We start from the raw sequence: 17,921 nt of genomic DNA, 5'->3' as shown, positions 1-17,921 counted from the left end.
GCCGCCCATGAGCGTTCTCATGCACCTGTCGGACCTGCACTTCGGTGCGCACGATCCGCGCGTGTGCGCGGCGGTGGCCCGGCTGGTCAAGACGCTGGACGTGTCGCTGCTGGTGGTGTCGGGTGACCTCACGCAGCGCGCCACGGCCGAGCAGTTCGCGCAGGCACACGCGTTCATCGCCGGGCTGGGGGTGCCGCGCCTGCTGGTCATGCCCGGCAACCACGACGTGCCGCTGTTCGCCTGGTGGGAGCGGCTGGGCCGGGCCTACCGCCGCTACGAGCGCTGGTGGGGGTGCGACCTGGAGCCCGTGTGCGACGTGGACGGCTTCCTGGCCGTGGGGGTCAACACCACGCGCCCCTGGCGGCACGAGCGCGGCAGCCTGTCGCATGCCCAGATCGACGCGGTGGCGCAGCGCCTGGCCGCGGCCCCGCGCGACCGGTGGCGCATCGTGGTCACGCACCACCCGCTGGTGGTGCACCCCACGAGCGACACCGAACACCGGCCCCACCGCGCGGGCGAGGCCCTGGCGCGCTGGCGGGAGGCGGGTGCGCAACTGCTGCTGTCCGGCCATGCGCACGAACCGGGCCTGGCCGAGGTGCTGCCCGGCCTGTGGGCGGCCCGGGCGGGCACGGCCGTGTCGGTGCGCCTGCGCGCCCATGCGCCCAACAGCCTGGTGACGCTGGAGCACCCGGTGCCCGAGCGGTCCGGCACCGAGGCGCTGCCCGCGCACCACCGGCTGACGCGCTGGGACTACGACGCGCGGCTGCAGGCTTTTTTGCCGCTGCCGCCCCGGGACCTCGGGAGCGCCGCAACGTAGCGCCGGCATGGCAAGATCCAGGGCGTTGCCGTCGTCCTGAATTGCCCCATGCTGATCAATTGCGTTGCCTACCAAAACGGTGCCAAGCTGGCCGATATCTCGGTCGACCACATCAGCGATTACGTCTCCCTGCCGGGCTGCTTCGTCTGGGTGGCCCTGGCCGATGCCACGCCGCAGGAACTTGAAGAGATGCAGCAGGAGTTCGGCCTGCACGAACTCGCCGTGGAGGACGCCCAGCACGGCCACCAGCGCCCCAAGATCGAGGAATACGGCAATTCGCTGTTCGCCGTGCTGCACCTGGTCGAGCCCGACCCGGAGCAGGGCGGCATCAACGTGGGCGAGGTCGATGTCTTCGTGGGCAGCAACTACGTGCTGTCGGTGCGCAACCGCAGCAAGCTCGGGTTCCTGGGCGTGCGCGAGCGCTGCGAGCGCCAGCCCGAACTGCTGCGCACCGGGTCGGGCTTCGTGCTGTATGCCCTGCTGGACGCGGTGGTGGATCGCTACTTTCCGGTGATCGACGCGCTGGAGGTGGAGCTGGAGCAGATCGAGCAGCAGATCTTCACCAAGGGCGCGCCGCACAACAACATCCAGCGCCTTTACGAACTCAAGCGCCACGCCATGGTGCTCAAGCGGGCGGTGGCGCCGCTGATGGAGGGGGTGGGCAAGCTGCACGGCGGGCGCGTGCCCCAGGTGTGCATGGGCTCGCAGGATTATTTCCGGGACGTGCTCGACCACCTGAGCCGCATCAACGGCTCGATCGACGCCATGCGCGACACCATCGGCACGGCCATCCAGGTGAACCTGTCCATGGTGACGATCGAGGAGAACGAGATCACCAAGCGCCTGGCGGCCTGGGCCAGCATCTTCGCGGTCTGCACCGCGTTCGCCGGCATCTGGGGCATGAACTTCGAGGGCATGCCCGAGCTGAAGTGGACCTACGGCTACCCGGCGGCGCTGGTGCTCATCCTGAGCGTGTGCGGCTACCTGTACTACCGCTTCCGGCGGGCGGGCTGGCTCTGAGCCGCGGGTTGGTGAACGCGTGCCGGCGGCGGCCGGCCGCGGGGCATCCGGTGGCGCGCCGTGCCGGACGCGCGGGTGTTGTCAAACGGATCGCTCCTGGGTCGCTGCCCATTGGTCAAATCGCAGCAAGATGGTACAAAAGCCGGGGAGGGAGAAATCTCTGGCGGCGACACGGCAACAAGAACCACGGCGTTCCTTCATGCAACACCTTTTCCTGACCCGCGCACTGTGCCGACTGGCACTGGCCTGGCTCTGCTGCGCTCCCCTGGCAGGGCACGCCCAGAGCCCCCCGGCCGCCGGCGGACCGGGCGCATCGGCCCCGGCCCCGACCCCCGCGCCGTTCATGCTGCGCGTGGTCGGCAGCCTGGGCGCCCTGTCGCAGTACACGCAGCGCGAGGCGCCGTTCTGGACGCAGGAACTCGCCCGGCTCAGCAACGGCCGGTTCTCTTCCACCATCGTGCCGTTCGATCGCGCGGGCGTGCCGGGCATGGAGATGCTGCGACTGGTCGAGCTGGGCGTGGTGCCCTTCGGCACCGTGCTGATGAGCTCCCTGACCGCGCAGTACCCGCAGTACACGGCGCCCGATCTGCCGGGCCTCAGTCCCGACATCGCCAGCCTGCGCACCACGGTCGCCGCGTTTCGCCCCTATCTGGAGGCGTCGCTGCGCCAGGAGCGCAACATGGAGATGCTGGCCATCTACGTCTATCCGGCCCAGGTGATCTTCTGCAAGAACGCCATGACGGGCCTGGCCGACCTGTCCGGCCGGCGCATCCGCGTGGCCTCGGCCTCGCAGGCGGACTTCATCAGCGCGGTGGGCGGTATTCCGGTGCACACGGGCTTCGGCCAGATGGTGGCCAGCCTCAAGGCCGGCGACAGCGAATGCGCCGTGACCGGCACCATGTCGGGCAACACCATGGGGTTGTACGAGGTGACCCAGTACGTCTATCCCATGCCGCTCACCTGGGGCCTGTCGATCTTCGGGGCCAACCGCGATGTGTGGAACTCGCTGCCCCCCGACCTGCGCACCCTGCTGCAGCGCGAGGTGCCCCGCCTGGAGGCCGCCATCTGGGCCGATGCCGAGCGCGAGACGACCGAGGGGCTCGCGTGCAACACGGGCCGGCCCACCTGCGTGAAGGGCGCCAAGGGGGCCATGGTGGTGGTGCCGGTGTCGGCGGCCGACGATGCGCGGCGCGTGGAGATCCTGCGCACCACCGTGCTGGCGAACTGGCAGCGGCGCTGCGGCCCCGCCTGCGTGGATCTCTGGAACCGCACCGTCGGCCCTGCGCGCGGCATCACCGCCCCCCGGGCCCCGTGATGCCGTCCATTTCCAGGCGCATCCGCATCGCCGTCGGCAGTGTCGTGGCCGTGTTTCTGCTGGCCCTGGCCGGGGCGGCGGCATGGCTGGTGTGGAGCACGCGGCACTCCGCGCTGGCCGAGAGCGAGGCGCAGGTCACGCGCTTTGCCACCGGCGCCGAGGCTGCGGTCAACCGGTCGCTGCTCGGCCTGGATGTGCTGCTGGCCAGCACCGCCGACCTGATGGCGATGCGCGAGCAGGTGCACGAATCCCGCGATCCCGGCGCGGTGAGCCAGCTGCTGCGCGCGGCCGCGCGCCAGAACCTCATGGTGCGCTACGTGGCCCTGCTGGACGGGCAGCGCAAGGTGGTCGCCTCCTCGGATACGGCCGGCGGGCGCGTGGGGATGGAGCTGCCCTCGGGTTTCTTCGAAGAGGTCATGGGCCAGCCTGTGCCCACGCTGGCGATCAGCGTGCCGACCATCAGCTTCGCCAGTTCCGAGCGCGTGCTGTACGTGGCCCGCCACATGCGCGCGCTGAACGGCGAGCGTTTGATCGCCGTGGCCCAGGTGCCCACCAGCATGCTGGTGTCGGTGCTCACGCAGGCGGTGGACATTTCCGGGCTGGAGGTCACGCTGGAGCGCGGGCAGGGGCAGATGCTGCTGGGGTTCTCGGGCCGGGGCGATGCGCGCCACCGTACGCGGGTGCATCCCCTCAGCGAGGTCGGCGTGCCCATCAGCGCCTGGGGCCAGGGCGCGCGCATCACCGGCGTGTCGTCGCTGGTGGTGGCGCGGCCCATCCTGTACCCGGATTTCTGGATCTCGGCCAGCCTGCCCGAAGCGGCGGCGCTGTCGGCCTGGCGCAGCGAGCGCACGGCCATCGTGCTCGTGGCGCTGTTCTTTGGCGTGACCGTGGCCGTGGCGGGCCTGTTCACCATCGCCTACCTCACGCGCATGAACCGCGCGCGCATGGCGCTGGCCAGTTCCAAGTCCACGCTCGACCAGGCGCTGGGTTCCATGGTCACCGGCTTCGTGCTGCTGGGCCGCGACCTGGAAGTGCTGCAGTGGAACCGCCGCTTCGAGGACATGTTTCCCTGGCTGCGCGGCGTGATGACCAATGGCCTGCCGTTCCGCGCGCTGCTGGAGGCGACGGTGCTGCACCACCTGCCCGAGGCCAGCGAGCGGCAGCGCCGCGAATGGGTCGACCAGCGCCTGGCGCTGCAGCGCCACCCGCACGGCACGCACGAGCAGATGCTGCCCAACGGCCACTTCATCCAGATCACCGAGCGCGCCACGCCCGAGGGCGGTCTGATGATCTCCTACCACGACGTGACCGACCTGCGCCTGGCCAGCGCCGAGATCGAGAACCTCGCCTTCTACGACCTGCTGACCGGCCTGCCCAACCGGCGCCTGCTGCTGGACCGGCTCAACCAGGCCGCCGCCACGGCGGCGCGCTCGCGGGAGCTGGGGGCGCTGCTGTTCCTCGACCTGGACCATTTCAAGACCCTCAACGACACGCAGGGCCACGAAGTGGGCGACCTGCTGCTGCAGCAGGTGGCGGTGCGCCTGAAGGATTGCGTGCGCACCACCGACACCGTGGCGCGGCTGGGCGGCGACGAGTTCGTGGTCATGCTGTGCGACCTGGCGCGCGACCCGCAGGAGGCCGCCACGCTGGCGCGGCGCATCGGCGAAAAGATCCTGCTGGCGCTCAGCAAGCCCTACCAGTTGCGGGCGCAGACGCACCACAGCAATTGCAGCATTGGCGCCACCGTGTTCGGCGACTCGCGGCAGTCGGCGGCCGAGCTGCTCAAGCAGGCCGACATCGCCATGTACCAGGTCAAGGCCCGGCGCGGCCACGGCCTGTGCTTTTTCGATCCGCAGATGCAGGTGGTCATCACCCAGCGCGCGCAGCTCGAAGTGGACCTGCAGGTCGCCATCCAGCAGGGCCAGTTCGTGCTGCACTACCAGCCGCAGTTCACCTTGCCCGGCACCATGGTGGGCGTGGAGGCGCTACTGCGCTGGCAGCACCCCGAGCGCGGCCTGGTGGCCCCCGGCCACTTCATCGCGGTGGCCGAGGAGAGCGAGCTGATCGTGCCCATCGGCATGTGGGTGCTGCGCACGGCCTGCGAGCAGCTGGCCGAATGGCAGCGCGATCCGCGCCTGCGCAACGTGCACGTGTCGGTGAACGTGAGCGCACGGCAGTTCCGCCACCCCGACTTCGTGGCGGGCGTGGTCGAGGTGATCCAGGAGACCGGCATCCGCCCGCACCTGCTGGAACTGGAACTGACCGAATCGCTGGTGCTGGACAACGTGGAAGACTCGGTCGCCAAGATGCACCTGCTGCGCACCAAGGGCGTGCGGTTCTCGGTGGACGATTTCGGCACCGGCTATTCGTCGCTGGCCTACCTCACGCGGCTGCCGCTGCACCAGCTCAAGATCGACCAGTCGTTCGTGCGCAACCTGGGCGTGCGTCCCACCGACGACGTGATCGTGCAGACCATCATCGGCATGGCGCGCAACCTGGAGCTGCAGGTGATCGCGGAAGGCGTGGAGACCGCCGAGCAAAAGGACTTCCTGGCGCTGCACGGCTGCGACCTGTACCAGGGCTACCTCTTCGCACGCCCCCTGCCGGTCGAGGAACTGGTGGAGCGCTTTGCCGGCACCGCCGCGCCGAGCGCGCCCCAGCCCGGGCCGCTCTGAGCCGCTCTGACCGGCGGCGCCTGTGCTTCGGGCCGGCCGCGTCAGCGAACCAGTCCACGGGCGGATTGTTGGTTTGCTATATTTTTAATAGCGACATGCCCTAGTATCGATTGCGCTGGAGGCCGTTTTGCCTCAGAGGGCCGGTTAGGCCTTGTGGGGCCGGGACGAGGCGACGATGCCGCCCACGATCAGCAGGAACGCCGCCGCGTGGTAGGGGCGCGGCGTCTCGCCCAGGAATATCGCCGACATCACGGCGGCGAAGAGCGGCGTGAGGTTGATGAAGAACCCTGCCACCGCCGGGCCCGCGCGCTGCACGCCCACGCCCCAGCACCGGTAGGCCAGGATGGCCGGCCCGAGCGCGATGAAGGCCAGCGCCGCGGCCAGCGGCCAGCCCCATTCGATGTGCGTGTGGCCCAGCGCCCATTCGCCGCTGGCGAAGGCGCCCGACCAGGCCAGGCCGAACACCATCTGCGCCATCAGGAACGCTGCCCAGTCCGAGCGCACCGTGGCCGGCTCGTGCGTGCGCGACAGCAGCCAGCTGTAGAACGCCCAGGAGATCGTCGCCAGCACCATGAACAGATCGCCGGGCACCAGGCGCAGCGCGAGCAACTGGCCCCACTCGCCCCGGCTCAGCACCAGCAGCACCCCGGCCATGGACAGCACCGCGCCGATCAGCTGCGGGCGCCGCACGGGCGCGCCGAAGCACAGTGCGCCCACTGTCAGCATCCACAGCGGCAGGCTGGAGCCCACGAGCGTCACGTTCAGCGGCGTGGAGGTCTGCAGCGCCATGTACTGCAGCGCGTTGTAGCAGCCGATGCCCAGCAGCCCGAGCGCCGCATAGCGCCGCCAGTGCGGCCACAGCGGGCTTTGCGGCCCCAGCACGCGGAACGCCAGCGGCAGCAGCACCAGGAACGCCAGCGCCCAGCGCATGAAGTTCAGCGTGACGGGCGGCACCAGCGTGTGGACCAGCCGGCCCACCACCGCGTTGCCGGCCCACAGCAGCGGCGCGGTGGCCAGCAGGGCGATCGTGCCCGGGGTGAGTCGTTGCGTCATGGGCGAGGACTGTAGCGCCTCGCTCCGGCAGGCCGCGGCAAAACATGGCAGGATTCACCCGCTTTCCGTCAGCCGGTCGCCCGCTTTTCGTTCTCTCGTTCCTTCCCCCTTCTCAGCTTGCAGGAGTGTTTCCCATGAGCCTTGCCGTCCAGATCCGCCAGCATGGCGGCCCCGAAGAACTCCATGTCGTCGATGTGGCCGTCGGCGACCCCGGCCCGGGCGAGATCCGCATCCGCCACCATGCGGTGGGCCTGAACTTCATCGACGTGTACCACCGCACGGGCCTGTACCCGCTGCCCATGCCGGCCACCATCGGCATGGAGGGCGCAGGCATCGTCGAAGCCGTGGGCGAGGGAGTCACGCACCTGAAGGCCGGCGACCGCGCGGCCTACGCCAGCAACCCGCCCGGCAGCTACTCCGAAGTGCGCGTGATGCCCGCCAAGACCGTTTGCAAGCTCCCCGACGCCATCGGCTTCGAGACCGGCGCGGCCATGATGCTCAAGGGCCTCACGGCGCAGTACCTGCTCAAGAAGACGCTGCCCGCCGAGGGCCTGCAGTCCGGCGACCACGTGCTCTTTCACGCGGCCGCCGGCGGCGTGGGCCTGATCGCCTGCCAGTGGGCCAAGGCCCTGGGCCTGCAGCTCATCGGCACGGCCGGCAGCGACGAAAAATGCCGCCTCGCGCTCGCCAACGGCGCGGCGCACGCCATCAACTACCGCACCGAGGACTTCGCCGCGCGCGTGAAGGACATCACCGGCGGCAAGGGCGTGAAGGTGGTGTACGACTCCGTGGGCAAGGACACCTGGGAGAAGTCGCTCGAATGCCTGCGTCCCTTCGGCCTCATGGCCACCTTCGGCAATGCCTCGGGCCCGGCGCCGGCATTCCCGCCCGGTGTGCTGGGCGCCAAGGGTTCGCTGTACGTCACGCGGCAGACGCTCTTCACCCACATCGCCACGCGTGAGGCCACGCAGGCCATGGCGGACGACCTGTTCGCGGTGGTGCAAAGCGGCGCAGTCAAGATCCACATCGAGCAGCGCTACCCCCTGCGCGACGTGCAGCAGGCGCACCGCGACCTGGAGGCCCGCAAGACCACGGGCTGCACCATCCTCACCCTCGAATGAGCGGGCAACCCGTGCCGGGCTGGGTGCCCGCCGCGCGCCGCCAGGCGCAGCAGCCCCCCGCCGCGCCGCGCCTGCCGTTCCTGGTGGCCGGGCATGCCGTGGGCTCGGTGGCCGAGGGCGTTCTGGATGAAATCGCCCTCACGCCGGGAGATTCTTTGCCTTGGTTGCTATTAAAAAAGGAGCATCTCGGTGCGCCTGCATGGCACCTCGATGCCCCGGCGGGCGACGCGACCGCCGCCCTGGCGGCCCTGGCGCAGGCGCTGCGCCAGGCCGGCCGCTGCGGGGCCTGGCGCGACGAGCAACTCGCCGTGCGCAACGCCGCCGGCGAGCGCATCGGCACCGTGGAGCGCGGCGCCGTGCGCCCCTTGGGGCTCGCCACCCAGGCCGTGCACCTGGTGGGCAGCGCGCCGGGGGGCTGCCTGTGGGTGCAGCAACGCGCCTTCGACAAACCCACCCACCCTGGAAAGTGGGACACGCTCATGGGCGGCATGGTCAGCGCCGCCGACACGCTGGACGCGGCCCTGGAGCGGGAAACCTGGGAAGAGGCGGGCCTGCGCACCAGCGCGCTGCACGGCATGGTGCACGGCGGCCACGTGGACTTCGCCCGGCCCAGCAGCGACGGCGAAGGCGTGGGCTACATGGTCGAGCGCATCGATTGGTTCCACGCCACCGTGCCCGAGGGCCTGGTGCCCGAGAACCAGGACGGCGAGGTGGAACGGTTCGAACTGCTGGAGACGGCCGAAGTGCACGCACGGCTGGAGCGCGGCGAGTTCACGCCGGAGGCGGCGCTGGTGCTGGCGGGGTTCTACGGCTGGTAGCGCGCGAGGGCCCTGGCAGGTCTCGCTTCGGTGCGCCGCAAGGCGTTTCGGGCTGGGGTGGGGGATTGAGGCCATCCGCTGGTCAGATCGGAAACACGGGCCCAGCCCCGTTTTCCAAGGAAATCACCATGCTCGGTCTCGGTCACATCAAGCGCAAACTCACCGGCGGCTCTTCGTCTTTGGAGCGGCCGGCATCGCCCCCCGCTTCGCCGCCGCGCACGTCGCCCCATCGGCACGCATCTCCCCACGGAATGCCGCCATCGCGGCAGACGGGGGCGGGGCCTGTGGCCGGGCAAATGGGGCAGCCGCGGATCGACCTCCAGGCACAGCGCAACAGGACTGCACGCCTGGATTGGAGCGTGGCTTCCCAACTCTACGATCACCGCGTCATTTCAGCCGAGAGGAACAAGATCGGGAGCCAAATGTTCGCGCAGGCGACTGGCAGCGAGACATTCGTTCCAGATCGCGCGGCCCTTGATAGAGCGGTCAAGGAGAACCTGACGGCGCGCGCCAATGCGAGCAACTGCTCGACCGAAGAGGTTTTCCGACGCACGGCGGCCGACCCGCATCTCAAAGCGGAATACGAGGCAGTGTGCGCAAAGATGAGCACCATCAACAACCAGGGGATCAGTTTCCATCGATTTGAAATGCTGCACATTGCCGCTGAGAATCTCGCGGCCCGCCAGCGGGCGGGGCAGCGGCAAAACCTGCAAGGAGGCGCTCACCAGCCGACCGCCAGCACTCCCGCATACCAATCGCAGCGCCTGCGCAGGCAGCGCGATGAAAGTCCGGCGCCCCGGCCCGGGACGTCGAGCGAAGGGGCTGGGCCCTCGCGCCCACAGGAAGCCATTCGCCGGCCGGGCAAAGAACCCGTGCAGCCCGAGGCCCCTTTGGAATCCTCCAGTCCGAATTCGCCTTCGGCGACCGGCTGGCGGGCCGCGACGTCCCGAAGGACACGGCCTGCATCACCGCCGCCCCCGGAATCCGTTGCCGCCCCGGTTCCTGCCTCGCCTGCCAGCGCCGGCGCGCCATCCGACGCGACCGGCCCGTCCGTGACGGCAGGGGAGGGGCCGAAGCTCAGCCGCAGCACCCAGTTCCAAGGCCGGCGCTTCAACGCGGAGTACGCAGCGGTCCGGCCGCAAGGTGGCGCCGAGCCGGCCGCTACGGTCGCCGGCGCTCGCCGGAAGGTCCAGTTTGCCGAGTACGCGGTGAGGGAAGGGATCGCTGAGAAAACGGATGGCACGAAAGGAAAGCCCGCACCGCTGCCCGGTGAGCTTCGGGACGGCAGTCTCTTGGAAATCAATCAGCAGATCCACAGAAATAAGTTCATGGAAAGCCAGGGCATGCTCCCGCCCGATGACGAAGACGATGCAGAGACATCCGCATCGTCAGAAGCGGACAGTCGCCGCACATCCGAACCCCTGACGCTGGAAAGTTTCGGTTTTTCGCTGGAGCAGGACAGCGATTCGGACACCATCTCCAACCACGGTCTGGCAGACGAAGAAGCCATGGAGGTCAGCGAAGAAGACCGGGCGACGATTGGATCGATGGGGGTCCGCATGTTCACCCGGCCGGGCGTAGGACGCTGATTGCCGATGCGATGCCCCGTGCATTGCTGAGTGAATCACGCCGCTGTAACAAGCACGTCTCGGTGAACGGGAGCGTGCGGCAGGTTCGCCCCCCGGCCTCGTGGCGGGCGTGGTCGAGGCGATCCAGCAGACCGGCATCCGCCACCACTTGCTGGCACTGACCGAATCGTTGGCGCTGGACAACGTGGAAGACTCGGTTGCCAAGAGGAACATGCTGCGCATCAATTTTCTAATGCTATTGTTTTTATAGCGATATGCCCTAGTATTTATTGCGGCGGAGGCCTTTTAGGCTCTTCATGCCTCCGGTTGGTGCGCAGCCGGTTCACGGCGGAGGCGGCGCTGGTGCTGGTGCGGTTTACTGGCCGCAGAAGTGAAGGCCAAGGCCAGTCGATTGCGTTTTGCAACGCACTGCTTCGGATGGTTTCGGCGCCCATCTGGCGCATGCCTAAAGTGGAGCCATGTTCCACACTGCACGCAAGGATTCCCATGTTCAACGGCATCACCCATAAATTAGGCATAGGTCGCAGCAAGTCCAGCGACACGCAGGCCCATCCGAAAGATGGGTTCAGGCAAATCCTCGGGGAGTTCGTCAGGAAAGACATCGCGCCATTCGCATGACGCTCCACCCGGAATGCCTTCTTCTCGTGCCCAATCGGGAGCCGCTGCGTCTGAGCAGGGCGCTCGCCGCCGCACGCAGATCGGTGGGGACTCGTCTTCGGGCCGCCCACTCAGCGTCAAGGAGCAACGGCATCAGCAATTGATGGCGGATGCGGCCATGGTGGGGGGGCTCTATGCGCAGACCAGCCACACGCCCAGACCGAAAACTGAAAAACCGCCAGCCTCTGTGCCTTCTCCGTCCTCGAGCTTCACGCGTCAGGAGTCTTTCGACCCCGACATGCAAACCATGATGTTCAACACGCCCGATGCGAAGGAGTTTTATCAGCACATGGTGAACCCTGGCGCGCAAGCCCAAAGCAGTGCGTCTGCCGACGCTGCCGCGCCACCGAGCGGTCGTGTTCTTGGACGCAGCGGGCCGATCCAGAACCGCGATTACAACGCTGGGCCGGCGCCTCAGCGTTAGGGCGCTGGCGCAAGCCGCTGGGAGCGGGTTTCGAAGGCTTGGCGATGCAAGTCTTATGACGTCGCTTCGGTCGAGTGCCTTGGCTCTGCACGGGGCGGACTTCTTGTCTGCCGCTCCCGGGCCACCGTCCGTACCAAGTCCCACGCGGCCTGGGCCACCGGCGCCAGCGCCCGGTTGCGGCGGTGGACGAGCACGATTTCGCGGTCCACGCGCGGGCGCAGCGGGCGCACGGCCACCCCGGGCAGGCCCTCTGGCGGCAAGGCCAGCGTGGGCACCACGGTGATGCCCAGGCCCGCGGCCAGCATGCGAAAGATCGTGGTCGGGTGGCCGACCTCCTGCGCCACGGTGGCGGCCACGCCCTGGGCAGAAAACGCCTGATCGATAAGGCGGCGGCTGCCCGAGGCATGGTCGAGCAAAACCAGCGGCTCGCCCGCCAGATCGGTCCAGCGCACGCTGCGCCGGCGCGCCAGCGGGTGGCTGGGCGGGCAGGCCACGCAAAAGGGCTCGGTGAGGATGGCCTCGCAGGTGAGTGCCTCGCGCTCGCCAGGGTCGATCACCACGCCGAAATCCACTTCGCCCGACAGCACGCTCGCCAGCACGTCGTTCTGGATGCGGTCCAGCAGCACGATCTGCAGGCCCGGAATCTCGCGCTGGCAGCGGGCGATGCAGTCGGGCATCAGGTGGGCCGAAAGTGTGGGGCTGCTGGCCACACGCACCCGGCCCCGCCGTTCGGACGCCATGCCGCGCACGTCCAGCAGCACCGCGTCCAGGTCTTCCAGCACGCGCTCCAGGCGGGCGGCGAGGCTGCGGCCCGCCTCGGTCAGCTCGACCTCGCGCGTGGTGCGGTTGAGCAGCTGCAGGCCCAGTTGCGCCTCCAGTTCGGTGATGCAGCGGCTCACCGCGGGTTGTGTGAGGCCGATCTGTTCGCCCGCGCGGCTGAAATGGCGTGTGGCGGCGACCGCGCGAAAGACATAAAGCTGGCGCAGCGTGACATTCATGATTTCCCATCATAAAACCATCAGATAAATCCATTTCTCTTTGGATCGCGCCCCGGGCCTAATGGCGGCCATCCGATTGCAAAGGTTCAGTGTTCCATGGCCCGCTCCCGTTTCCTTCCCGACAATTTCACCCTCGCGCTGCTCGCCACCGTGGCGCTGGCCAGCCTGCTGCCTGCCTCGGGGCGGGTGGCCCAGGGCTTCGAGCAGGCCACGCTGGCCGCGGTGGCACTGCTGTTCTTCCTGCACGGTGCCAAGCTGTCGCGCCAGGCCATCGTGGCCGGCCTGTCGCACTGGCGCCTGCACCTCGTGGTGGTGGCCTCCACCTTCGTGCTCTTTCCGCTCATCGGCTGGGCCCTGCGGCCGGTGCTGCAGCCGCTGGTCACGCCCGAGCTGTACCTGGGCGTGCTCTTCCTGTGCGTGCTGCCGGCGACCGTGCAGTCGGCCATCGCCTTCACCGCCATGGCGCGCGGCAACATGCCTGCCGCCGTGTGCGCGGCATCGGGCTCGACGCTGCTGGGCATCGTGATCACGCCGCTGCTGGTGGGCTGGCTGCTGCCGGGCGTTCCCATGGCGCATGGCGCGGGCGGCGCAGCGGGTGGGGGCACGCACGATCTGCTGGCCAGCATTGGGCGCATCACGCTGCAATTGTTCGTTCCCTTCCTGTCGGGCCATCTGCTGCGTCCGTGGATCAGCGGCTTCGTGCAGCGCCGTGCCGCGGTGCTCAAGTTCGTGGACCAGGGCTCGATCCTGCTGGTGGTCTATACGGCCTTCAGCGCGGCCGTGATCGAGGGGCTGTGGCGGCAGATTCCACTGCCGGCGCTGGCCGGTCTGCTGGTCGTGTGCGCGGTGATTCTGGCCATCGCCCTGGCGGCCACGACGTGGATCAGCCGGCGGTTCGGGTTTTCGAAAGAGGACGAGATCACCGTGGTGTTCTGCGGCTCCAAGAAAAGCCTGGCCAGCGGCGTGCCCATGGCCAAGGTGCTGTTCGCATCGCACGCGGTGGGGGCCATCGTGCTGCCGCTGATGGTGTTCCACCAGTTGCAGCTCATGGTGTGCGCCGTGCTCGCCCAGCGCTACGCCCGCCGACCCGAGGGCCTCGCCCCCGCGGATCGCATCGCTGCCCATGCGGCAGCGGCCCGCGCGGCCGAGGCGCCGCGGGTTCCGTAGGGGCGACGGAAGGGGCTGATGGAGGGCGTTGCGGGGCCGGGTGGCTGGCAGAGACGGCGCACCCCCGCTTCGCTTGGCGCGCAGCCGGTTCGCGCGGGTGGGGGCGATGGCGCCCGGGGCGTGCCATCTTGCCCTGTGCCCGCCGATGGCTGGGGGGCGTCCCTCCTCCCCCGACCCCATGCCCAGCCCCGTTCCTTCTGTTCCTTCGTCGTCCCGCCGGCCCCGTCCCGCCACTGCGCAGGAAGCCGCGACTTCCGTGGATCAACGCCCCGCGCAACGACCGCGCCTGACCGGTCCCTCGTCCCTGCCGAGGCAGGCCGGTCCGCCTCTGCCGCCGCGGCGTTCCGGGCCCGCGCTGCCGATGACGCCCGCCCGCACTGCGCTGTGGCGCTGGGCGCGAGCCCATGCGGATGCGCCGTTGCTGAACAATGCGCCCGCGCTGTCGCGCCTGGGCATCGAGCCCGCCCGCCTGCTGGCGCCCGCGCCCGATCGCCCCGGCGCGCCCACGCCCTCGGTCCTGCCCGGTGCCCTGTGCCTGCCCATGGGGTTGCCCCTCCCCGCGGCTCCCCGTGTCGCCCTGCCAGAGGGCGATGCGGCGGCCGTGCAGCGGCGGCAGGTGGTCGATTGGTTAAGCGAACTGCGTGGGGTGGTTGCCGGCCTGCACGGGGAAGGTGCCAGCCCGGACGACGAGCCCGATGCCATCCGCAAGCTGGCCATGCCGGCGGTGGTGGCCGCGCTCAATGCGGAGGACCCGCAACTGCGCCTGGTCTATGCGCACGTCAACGAGCCCAACGACCGGGGCGTGGTGCCCGACAACGAAGGCTTCGGCTCCGCGGAATGGACGCAGTTCCTGAAGGCTGCGCCGCCGGGGCGCTGGCGGGCCGTCCTGGACAACTCGGCCCACGACCTTGCGCTGGACGTGCGGATCGACGGGTTGCCGGGTCAGCCCGGCCGCCGTGGCTCGATCGTGCACCTGAGCCCGTCCTTGGCGGGGAACGCCGAGCCGCTCATCACGGCCGCCGAGATGGCGAGCCATCTGCACCTGCCGGACGATTGGCCGCTGGTGCTGCTGGACGTGCCAGCCCAGAAGAGCCTGCGCTCCTGCAGGATCTTTGCGCTGTCGATGGCCCTGAAGTGCCACCAGGATGCTTCCATGGATGCCCTGCATGACCAGCGCCTGCGCGGCGCGGCGCTGCCGTTCGACGCGGTGCCGGTCGAGGCCGAGTTGCTGCAGCCGGCCGAATACTCCAGCGACGACGAGAGCTTCGGCAGAGAAAGCGATGGTGACAGCGTGGCATCCTCGGATGCAGAATCCGATGCCGATTCTTCCTCGCGGCTGCGGCGGGACGCCGGCAAGCGCGGTGCGAGCGCCGTTGCGCAAGACCGGCACCTTGCGTCAGCCGACCCTGCCGTGCCTCCGAAGGGGCCGCGGACAGGCCTGTTGGGGCACTATGCCCTGGACGCAGCGGCCTGGGTCGGTCTGCCATTCATGAAGCACGCCCAGTCCCGCAACGAGGTGCTGGCCTATTTGGCCCGGAGCCCGATGAACCCATCGGATCCCTTGAACCGCAAGGGGCAAACGCTGGTGCAGCGCCACGATGCCCACCGGGTCGCTCGCTGGCCGCAAGCCGATGCGCGGCACTCCGGCCCGCTGATGCAAAGCGCATCGATCGAGCTCAAGCGCATCGCCTTCCTCGACAAGGCCTTGCAGCATGCCGCCATTTGCCCGCCGGGAGAGGTGCATGACTTGTGCGCGTTCATGGACGGCGTGGACCGCCGTTGGCAGGACCGTTACCGCAATTGAACGCGCTGCGGCGCCCATCGCCGCGCGGGCGGGCCCGGGTGGCGGGCACCGGCCTCATTCCTTTTCTTCGCCGGGCGGCACCTTCAGGCGGTCGTTGCGGACCTCCTTCATCATGGCTTCGTCATCGGGGTCTGTGTCGTCCACCGGCACGCTGTCTTCCTGGGTGATTTCCGGCTCGTCATCGCCGTGGGGGTGCTTGGGGGTGTTCATCGTGTCTCCTGGGACGGAAATACAGGCCGGGCAGGCCCTGGCAGGGCTGGCCCGGGCGGTCGGCGAGCGCCGACTGTGCTCGATCAAGGCTGCAGCAATTCCGGCTGCGTGCGGATCGAGGTGCGATCGCGCTGGTCCTTGAGCTTGCCGAGGGCGCTGTCCAGTGCGCGTTGCAACTTGGCTTCGGCGCCGCGGAAGGCTTCGTCCACCGTGGGTGCGTTGTGGGTGGCAACGACAGGCGCATGCTGGGGCACCAGCGCTTCGATCACGCAGCGCTTGTCGTCTGCGCCGCCCCGGTCATGGTTAACGTCCGACAGGTGCACCTCGACGCGCCGCACGCCTTCGTTGAACCGCGACAGATTCTTGCGGATCTCCGCATCCGCCCAGCGTTCCAGGCTCTCCCGGTTGTCCATGCCATTGCCCATGTTGATGTGAATTTCCATGAGATCTCCTGATGCAGATAAGAGCGCCCAGAGTGCCTTGGGCGGTCCCGCCGGCCTGTAGGCCGAGGGAGCATGGGGCCGTGCGCAGGGTCCTTTGTCACGTTGCGTGACACCTGGGCTGAAGCGCCCCTCACATCGCTCAGCCGTGGCGCTGTGCCCCGTGGAAATCGAAAAAAAATCCATGCGGGTGCCTTGGCATGGGGCGGATTCGCCTGTTAAATTTCGTAAGAGGGGTGAGAGGTGCTACAGGCGTCGAGCCATGCACCAGGAGCGGAAGACGCAGGCGGTTTTCCGGACAGCGGCCCCGAGTCTTTGCCGCGACCCGAGCGTCGTTGCACGCCCTGTCTCCCGGTTCGGGAAGGGGCATCCGGCAAAGAAGTCGTTTCTCAAAAAATCAGAACGGGTTGCGCCATGCACACGATTTCCTCTTGCCCGCGGCATCGCCGCCATGCCATCGCGGCGTTGATCGCCTGTACGGTTTCTCTGCATTTCGCCGCGGCGAATGCCGCCGATGTCAGCATCACGCTGCCCCCTGGCGGCGGCTTCAGCGTGCGCAGCAGTGGCGGCACCGATGAGCGCCTTCGGGTGCAGTCCGATGGCGCGGTCCTGTTGCCTGCGCTGCCTGCCTCGCCGCAGCAGGGCCAACTGGCATGTTTCGATGGCGCTTCGGGCCGCCTGGGAAGTTGTTCCCCGGCCGCTGCTTCGGCGTTGGCGGGGCCCACCGGCGCGACCGGTCCGGCCGGGGCTGGCGGAGCGACAGGTGCCACGGGCGCGCAGGGGGCGACCGGCGCAACCGGGTCATCGGGCGCGACCGGCGCGACGGGGCCCATCGGATTGGCCGGCGCCACCGGTCCGGCGGGCCCGCAAGGCCTTCAGGGCGTGATGGGGGCCACGGGCCCGACCGGTGCGGCGGGCGCCACCGGCACGGCGGGTGCGACCGGCCCTGCGGGCACTGGTGGGGCGGTGAGTGCGGTGTCGATGGCTGCGCACAACACGGCCGGCTCCACCATCGCCGTCCTGCTGGGGGGCACCAATGTGCCGATGCCGCAGGCGCAGAACCTCGGCGGTGGCTTTCTCGCCAATGGTTCCAGCGACGTCTTCACGGTGCCCACCACGGGCCGCTACCGCGTGAAATACGCCATGCGCACCACCGCCGCCACCCTGGCGAGCGCCCGGGTGCTGATCAATGGCGCCTCCTATCCCGCCTTGACCGAGGTGCCCAGCACATCGACGAACCGGTATCTCGGCGAGACCATCGTGACGCTGATCGCGGGCTCCACCTTGCAGGCCCAGTTCTATGGGATGTTGGGCTCGGTGACCTTGGACGGCGGGGCGGGCGCGACCCTGATCGTCGAGCAGATGGACTGACCCCATCCGATGGGCGCACGGGCGGGCACCGGGCCCACCGCTTCGCTAGCGGGCGGGCAGAAGATCCGCCACCCGTTCGGCGGGCCGGCACAGGCGCACGCCCCGCGGCGATACCACGATGGGTCGGTTGATGAGTGCGGGGTGGGCGGCCATGGCATCGAGCAACCGGGTGTCGTCCAGGGCCGGATCGGCGAGTCCCAGTTCGGCATGCAGTGGGTGTTTCTCGCGCAGCATGTCGCGCGCCGGCACGCCTGCCCGCGTGACCAGCCATGCCAGCATGGCACGCGAAGGCGGGGTCTTCAGGTACTCGACCACATGCGGCTCGATGCCGCTCGCACGGATCAGCGCCAGCACGTTGCGCGAGGTGCCGCATTCCGGGTTGTGATAAATGACGACGTCGGGTTCGAAGGCGCGGTCGGGCAGGGCAGGGGAGGTCACAGGC

General features: G+C 69.0%; 18 protein-coding genes. 13 read left to right on the top strand and 5 right to left on the bottom strand.

Features of this window, described 5'->3' with window-relative positions; translation table 11 throughout:
- Window positions 1–7: 7 nt before the first annotated feature.
- The 4 genes from M5C96_RS18905 (at window position 8) to M5C96_RS18890 (ending at window position 5,827) form a co-directional block, all read left to right on the top strand.
- Complete coding sequence (locus M5C96_RS18905; RefSeq protein WP_272564677.1) at window positions 8–817, top strand: metallophosphoesterase family protein; 810 nt, start codon at window positions 8–10, stop codon at window positions 815–817.
- A 48-nt stretch (window positions 818–865) separates the two neighbouring features.
- The gene (corA, locus tag M5C96_RS18900) at window positions 866–1,837 is read left to right on the top strand and encodes a magnesium/cobalt transporter CorA (RefSeq protein WP_272564676.1); all 972 of its coding nucleotides are present in this window, start codon (window positions 866–868) and stop codon (window positions 1,835–1,837) included.
- Window positions 1,838–2,036: 199 nt separating this feature from the next.
- Window positions 2,037–3,152 (top strand): TRAP transporter substrate-binding protein, encoded by a 1,116-nt coding sequence (locus tag M5C96_RS18895; RefSeq protein WP_442867326.1) that lies wholly within the window; start codon window positions 2,037–2,039, stop codon window positions 3,150–3,152.
- A complete protein-coding gene (locus tag M5C96_RS18890; protein WP_272564675.1) occupies window positions 3,152–5,827 on the top strand; it encodes a bifunctional diguanylate cyclase/phosphodiesterase in 2,676 nt (891 codons plus the stop codon). Before M5C96_RS18895 ends, M5C96_RS18890 begins: the two co-directional genes overlap by 1 nt.
- A 144-nt stretch (window positions 5,828–5,971) precedes the next feature.
- Here the strand turns inward: M5C96_RS18890 and M5C96_RS18885 are convergent, their stop codons facing one another.
- On the bottom strand, window positions 5,972–6,880 hold the full coding sequence (locus M5C96_RS18885) for a DMT family transporter (RefSeq protein ID WP_272564674.1): 909 nt from the start codon (window positions 6,878–6,880) through the stop codon (window positions 5,972–5,974).
- A 134-nt stretch (window positions 6,881–7,014) separates the two neighbouring features.
- On the opposite strand from M5C96_RS18885, the gene M5C96_RS18880 reads away from it, so the two are divergent.
- The 6 genes from M5C96_RS18880 (at window position 7,015) to M5C96_RS18855 (ending at window position 11,489) form a co-directional block, all read left to right on the top strand.
- Complete coding sequence (locus M5C96_RS18880; protein ID WP_272564673.1) at window positions 7,015–8,001, top strand: quinone oxidoreductase family protein; 987 nt, start codon at window positions 7,015–7,017, stop codon at window positions 7,999–8,001.
- A complete protein-coding gene (locus M5C96_RS18875) occupies window positions 7,998–8,819 on the top strand; it encodes an NUDIX hydrolase (RefSeq protein WP_272564671.1) in 822 nt (273 codons plus the stop codon). Before M5C96_RS18880 ends, M5C96_RS18875 begins: the two co-directional genes overlap by 4 nt.
- A 359-nt stretch (window positions 8,820–9,178) precedes the next feature.
- Window positions 9,179–10,408, top strand: a complete 1,230-nt coding sequence (locus M5C96_RS18870; RefSeq protein ID WP_272564670.1) for a hypothetical protein — start codon at window positions 9,179–9,181, stop codon at window positions 10,406–10,408.
- A gap of 109 nt (window positions 10,409–10,517) precedes the next feature.
- Entirely contained in the window at window positions 10,518–10,658 is a 141-nt protein-coding gene (locus M5C96_RS18865) for a hypothetical protein (RefSeq protein ID WP_272564669.1), read from the top strand.
- A 236-nt stretch (window positions 10,659–10,894) separates the two neighbouring features.
- Window positions 10,895–11,026, top strand: a complete 132-nt coding sequence (locus tag M5C96_RS18860) for a hypothetical protein (RefSeq protein WP_272564668.1) — start codon at window positions 10,895–10,897, stop codon at window positions 11,024–11,026.
- Between the two features lie 286 nt (window positions 11,027–11,312).
- Complete coding sequence (locus M5C96_RS18855; protein ID WP_272564667.1) at window positions 11,313–11,489, top strand: hypothetical protein; 177 nt, start codon at window positions 11,313–11,315, stop codon at window positions 11,487–11,489.
- A 53-nt stretch (window positions 11,490–11,542) separates the two neighbouring features.
- Here M5C96_RS18855 and M5C96_RS18850 read toward each other — a convergent pair whose 3' ends face one another.
- A complete protein-coding gene (locus tag M5C96_RS18850; RefSeq protein ID WP_272564666.1) occupies window positions 11,543–12,487 on the bottom strand; it encodes a LysR family transcriptional regulator in 945 nt (314 codons plus the stop codon).
- A 96-nt stretch (window positions 12,488–12,583) separates the two neighbouring features.
- Here M5C96_RS18850 and M5C96_RS18845 point away from each other — a divergent pair, with 96 nt between their 5' ends.
- Complete coding sequence (locus M5C96_RS18845; RefSeq protein ID WP_272564665.1) at window positions 12,584–13,654, top strand: bile acid:sodium symporter family protein; 1,071 nt, start codon at window positions 12,584–12,586, stop codon at window positions 13,652–13,654.
- 361 nt (window positions 13,655–14,015) lie between these two features.
- On the top strand, window positions 14,016–15,458 hold the full coding sequence (locus M5C96_RS18840; protein ID WP_272564664.1) for a YopJ family acetyltransferase: 1,443 nt from the start codon (window positions 14,016–14,018) through the stop codon (window positions 15,456–15,458).
- Window positions 15,459–15,512: 54 nt separating this feature from the next.
- Here M5C96_RS18840 and M5C96_RS18835 read toward each other — a convergent pair whose 3' ends face one another.
- Together M5C96_RS18835 and M5C96_RS18830 are read right to left on the bottom strand one after the other, a co-directional pair.
- Complete coding sequence (locus tag M5C96_RS18835) at window positions 15,513–15,668, bottom strand: hypothetical protein (RefSeq protein WP_272564663.1); 156 nt, start codon at window positions 15,666–15,668, stop codon at window positions 15,513–15,515.
- 83 nt (window positions 15,669–15,751) lie between these two features.
- Entirely contained in the window at window positions 15,752–16,111 is a 360-nt protein-coding gene (locus M5C96_RS18830) for an HPF/RaiA family ribosome-associated protein (RefSeq protein ID WP_272564662.1), read from the bottom strand.
- Between the two features lie 411 nt (window positions 16,112–16,522).
- Here M5C96_RS18830 and M5C96_RS18825 point away from each other — a divergent pair, with 411 nt between their 5' ends.
- Window positions 16,523–17,479 (top strand): BclA C-terminal domain-containing protein, encoded by a 957-nt coding sequence (locus M5C96_RS18825; RefSeq protein WP_272564661.1) that lies wholly within the window; start codon window positions 16,523–16,525, stop codon window positions 17,477–17,479.
- Between the two features lie 45 nt (window positions 17,480–17,524).
- On the opposite strand, the gene arsC is transcribed toward M5C96_RS18825, so the two are convergent.
- Window positions 17,525–17,917, bottom strand: coding sequence for an arsenate reductase (glutaredoxin) (gene arsC, locus M5C96_RS18820; protein ID WP_336297867.1), 393 nt, complete (start codon window positions 17,915–17,917; stop codon window positions 17,525–17,527).
- Between the last annotated feature and the right edge of the window lie 4 nt (window positions 17,918–17,921).

The organism is Acidovorax sp. GBBC 1281 (assembly GCF_028473645.1).
In the GTDB taxonomy this organism is placed as follows: Bacteria; Pseudomonadota; Gammaproteobacteria; order Burkholderiales; family Burkholderiaceae_C; genus Paracidovorax.
Note: the sequence above shows the minus strand (reverse complement) of the source record. Positions and strands in the feature narration are given on the sequence as shown.